This window comes from Streptomyces phyllanthi (assembly GCF_009377205.1).
Lineage (GTDB): Bacteria > Actinomycetota > Actinomycetes > Streptomycetales > Streptomycetaceae > Streptomyces > Streptomyces phyllanthi.
The window spans coordinates 1-4,303 of record NZ_VJZE01000620.1 but is presented as its reverse complement, the minus strand read 5'-3'; the positions used below and the strand labels follow the sequence as shown (position 1 = coordinate 4,303).

General features: G+C 70.2%; 5 protein-coding genes. 3 read left to right on the top strand and 2 right to left on the bottom strand.

The annotated features are described in order from the left end of the window. Nucleotides 1–108 precede the first annotated feature (108 nt). Nucleotides 109–750, top strand: coding sequence for a copper chaperone PCu(A)C (locus FNH04_RS42225; RefSeq protein ID WP_322725443.1), 642 nt, complete (start codon nucleotides 109–111; stop codon nucleotides 748–750). Nucleotides 751–965: 215 nt separating this feature from the next. On the opposite strand, the gene FNH04_RS42220 is transcribed toward FNH04_RS42225, so the two are convergent. Continuing rightward, a complete protein-coding gene (locus FNH04_RS42220) occupies nucleotides 966–1,646 on the bottom strand; it encodes a response regulator transcription factor (RefSeq protein ID WP_043441515.1) in 681 nt (226 codons plus the stop codon). After that, complete coding sequence (locus tag FNH04_RS42215; protein WP_152791537.1) at nucleotides 1,643–2,929, bottom strand: sensor histidine kinase; 1,287 nt, start codon at nucleotides 2,927–2,929, stop codon at nucleotides 1,643–1,645. Before FNH04_RS42215 ends, FNH04_RS42220 begins: the two co-directional genes overlap by 4 nt. A gap of 338 nt (nucleotides 2,930–3,267) precedes the next feature. Here FNH04_RS42215 and phoU point away from each other — a divergent pair, with 338 nt between their 5' ends. Next, nucleotides 3,268–3,957, top strand: a complete 690-nt coding sequence (gene phoU / locus FNH04_RS42210; RefSeq protein WP_152791536.1) for a phosphate signaling complex protein PhoU — start codon at nucleotides 3,268–3,270, stop codon at nucleotides 3,955–3,957. 142 nt (nucleotides 3,958–4,099) lie between these two features. Next, on the top strand, nucleotides 4,100–4,252 hold the full coding sequence (locus FNH04_RS46990) for a hypothetical protein (protein WP_194237000.1): 153 nt from the start codon (nucleotides 4,100–4,102) through the stop codon (nucleotides 4,250–4,252). Nucleotides 4,253–4,303 lie beyond the last annotated feature (51 nt).

Below are 4,303 nucleotides of genomic sequence, written 5' to 3'. Positions count from 1 at the left end.
GTCGGGTGCGGGCGCCGTGGAACGGCTCGGTAACCTAAGGCCCGCTGACCGATCCTTAAGGCGGCTTGGAAAATGGGCCGCCCCTGCGTTCAAGGAGTTGCCGCCGCCGTGAGCAGCAGCCTTCGACGCGGCGCCCTCGCCGCCGCCGCCATCGCGTTCTCCATCGCCTCGCTCGCCGCGTGCGGCGCCGGCAACAACGCCCAGACGCTGGAGATCAAGCCGGACAACGCTGCGACGACCGTCGGCGACATCGAGATCCAGAACGCGATCGTCATCACCCAGCCCGACGCGGAGTCGACGGGCCCGATCGCGGTCTCGGCGACCCTGTTCAACAGCGGCCGCACCGCCCAGACCCTGGAGGGCATCACCATCCCCGGTGACGGCTCCGCGGTGATCACCCCGGCCGAGGGCAAGGGCAAGGTGACCATCCCGGCCGGCGGTTCCGTCGTCCTCGGCGGCGCGAACAACGCGTCCGCGGTGGTGACCAGCCCCGGTGACTCCGTCAAGGACGGCAACGCCCAGGAGGTCACCTTCACCTTCAGCGAGACCGGTGAGGTGAGCCTGCGCGCGTTCGTCTACCCGGCCGAGAGCTACTTCGCCGAGTGGGGCCCGAGCGAGGTCCCGCAGGCGCCGGGCGCCTCGCCCTCCGAGAGCGCCTCGGCCTCCGAGTCCCCGGCCGCCGGCGGCTCGGCGTCCCCGTCGAACACGGCGTCCGCGAGCGCGACGGCTTCAGAGTCGGCCGGCCACTGAAGCAGTTGTAAACGTCTCAGGGCGGGAACCTTGGCTATCGGTTCCCGCCCTTTGCGGTTCTGAGCTACGGCTCGAACTTTTGGTGCCCTCCTCGAGGAGGTTCCTGCTTCACAGCGCCGAGCCTCGATTGCTCCAGGTCTTACCAGCGCTCCACCGGCGTTTAACCTCTCCGTCCACCCGACGGCGAAGGTCACTCACCGTAGCAGCTCGGCGACTTAGGGCTCAAACTTGTATCCCAAGCCCCGAACCGTCACCAGGTATCGCGGCGCCCCCGGGTCCGGCTCGATCTTCGCGCGGAGGCGCTTGACGTGGACGTCCAGCGTCTTCGTGTCGCCCACGTAGTCGGCGCCCCAGACGCGGTCGATGAGCTGCATACGGGTCAGGACGCGCCCGGCGTTGCGCAGGAGCATCTCCAGCAGGTCGAACTCCTTGAGGGGCAGGTCGACCTTGGAGCCGGAGACCGTGACCACGTGGCGGTCGACGTCCATACGGACCGGACCCGCCTCCAGCGCGGCCGGGGCGACCTCCTCGGGCTCGCCGCGGCGGCGCAGTACGGCCCGGATACGGGCGACCAGCTCGCGGGAGGAGAAGGGCTTGGTGACATAGTCGTCGGCTCCTATCTCCAGGCCCACGACCTTGTCGATCTCGCTGTCCTTGGCGGTGACCATGATCACCGGGACATTGGAACGGCCGCGCAGCTGACGGCAGACCTCGGTGCCCGGCAGCCCGGGCAGCATGAGGTCGAGGAGGACGAGGTCGGCGCCGTTGCGCTCGAACTCGTCGAGACCGTCGGGCCCGGTGGTCGCGATGGCGACCTCGAAGCCCTCCTTGCGGAGCATGTAGGACAGGGCGTCGGAGAAGGACTCCTCGTCCTCGACGACGAGCACTCGGGTCACGGAAGGACCTCCGGGGCGGGAAGCGGTGCGTACGGGGTTGAGTCGGTGGGGGGTTGTCCGTCCTCGTCGAGCTCGGGCAGCTGCCCGTCCTCGTCGAGGGCGGAGTGCTGGGGTGCGTGTGCGCGGGCACGGGCCGCACCCGCCTCCGGCAGCCTGAGGGTGAACGTGGAGCCCTGTCCGGCGGAGCTCCACACCGTGACCTCCCCGCCGTGCGAGGCGGCCACGTGCTTGACGATCGCGAGACCCAGTCCGGTGCCGCCGGTGGCACGGGAACGGGCCGGGTCCACGCGGTAGAAGCGCTCGAAGATGCGCTCCTTGTCCTTGTCCGAGATACCGATGCCCTGGTCGGTCACGGCCACCTCGATCAGGTCGCCGCCCGGCGCGTTGACCCTGCGGGCCGCGATACCGACGCGGGTACGGGCGGGCGAGTAGTTGACGGCGTTCTCGACGAGGTTGCCGAGTGCGGCGGCGAGCTGTCCGCGGTGCCCCCACACATGCAGGTCGGCGGTGCCGCCGGCGGCCATGGTGATCTGCTTGCTACCGGCCTGGTGGCGGCACCGGTCGATGGCCTCGGCGACCAGTTCGTCGACGCGTACGGGCTCGGCGCCCTCCAGCGGGTCGTCGTTCTGCACGCGCGACAGGTCGATGAGCTCCTGTACGAGGCTCGTCAGCCGGGTGGCCTCGATCTGCATGCGCCCGGCGAAGCGCTCCACCGCCTCCGGGTCGTCGCTGGCCCCCATGACGGCCTCGGAGAGAAGGGAGAGAGCCCCGACCGGAGTCTTCAGCTCGTGACTGACGTTGGCCACGAAGTCCCGTCGTACGGCCTCTATACGGCGTGCCTCGGTGAGGTCCTCGACCAGGAGCAGGACGAGCCGGGAGCCGAGGGGGGCGACGCGCGCGGACACGGCGAGGGCCTCGCCGCGGCCGTTACCACGCCGGGGCAGGTCCAGCTCGACCTGGCGTATCTCGCCGTCGCGACGGGTGTCGCGGGCCATCTGGAGCATCGGATCGACGGTGAGCTTCCCCCCGCGCACCAGCCCCAGGGCGTACGCGGCGGAACTGGCCTTGACGACGGTGTCGCCCTCGTCGAGCACGACGGCCGAGGAGCGCAGGACGGACAGCACCGTGTCGACGCCGGGCGGCAGCACCGGATCCGTGTGGAGGGAGGTACGCGTGGGACGCTTCTGCTCGCGTTCGCTCCAGCGGAACGCCAAAGCGGCGATGACGCCGGTGAGCACCCCGACGATCGCTGCCGCTGCGGCGACCGCCGCGTTCACGTCCATGCATCCAGGTTAGGCACGAGGTCCGGGTCGGCCACAGCCATCACTGTGTGAGCTCGAAGACTCGTCGCCCAGAGTTCACCTTGGAGCCAGTGACGGTTCATTTGGGATGCCGGAAACGGACGCGTGCGGGGCGGAACGTGGCAGCGTGGGGTTCGTGGACGGCTACGTCCGTGCCCGGTGGTGTACGGGCGTGTCCGTGCCCGATGGTGGATGTTGACCGGCGGGAGGCCCGGGGCACCTGGACCCTGGACCGTGGAAACCCCTGAACCCCTTTGACCCGTTCAACCCCCTGAGACCCCCCGAAAAGCGACGTACGTGAAGAGAAGAGGGACCCCCTGATGCGGGACGCGTACCACGAGGAACTTGACTCCATCGGCGAGGGCCTGGTCGAGATGGCCCGGCTGGTCGGGTCGGCGATCGGGCGCGCCACGACGGCGATCCTCGACTCCGACCTGAAGCTGGCGGAGAACGTGATCGAGGCCGACACGAAGGTCGACGACCTCCAGCACCAGCTGGAGGCGCGCGCGATAGCCCTGCTCGCCCGCCAGCAGCCGGTGGCGACGGACCTCCGTATCGTCGTCACGTCGCTGCGGATGAGCGCCGACCTGGAGCGCTCGGGCGACCTGGCCCAGCATGTGGCGAAGCTGGCCCGGCTGCGCTTCCCGGAGCGCGCGGTCCCGCACGACCTGCACGCGACGATCCTGGAGATGGGCCAGCTGGCCCAGCGCCTGATGGCGAAGGCGGCGGAGGTCCTCGTCTCGAAGGACGTGGACCTGGCCCTGCAGCTGGAGCAGGACGACGACGAGATGGACCTCCTGCACCGCACCCTCTTCCAGCACCTCATCGACGACCGTTGGAAGCACGGCATCGAGACCGCGGTGGACGTGACCCTGCTGGGCCGCTACTACGAGCGCTTCGCTGACCACGCCGTGTCGGTGGCCAAGCGGGTGGTGTACCTGGTGACGGGCGAGCACGCGGACGAGATCCAGCCGGACATCCAGCCGGTGACGGGGGCCGAGGGGGCGTAGCCGGGCTGGGGCCGCAGCTGCCGGCCGGGCACTGGGGCGGGGCTGGGGTGCGAACGAGCGTACGCGCCTCAGTGCGCCGTTGATGCGCCCAGTGGTACCGGGCATCCACTGGGCACAGGCACCAGCCTTCGAGGAGGGACCCATGGCCGAATCCCCCACCACGCCCGACCCCACCCAGGAGCGCGAGACGCAGCAGCCCGCCAGGATCAGGATGCTGCCCCTGGTCGGCGCCTGCGGCTGCGGCTCGGGCTGCGGCTGCGGCTGCCAGTCGGGCAACCCGTGCCAGTGCGGCTGACGGTGGAGCCGTACGGCGGTGAGGGCCCCGGGATCGTTCCGGGGCCCTCAC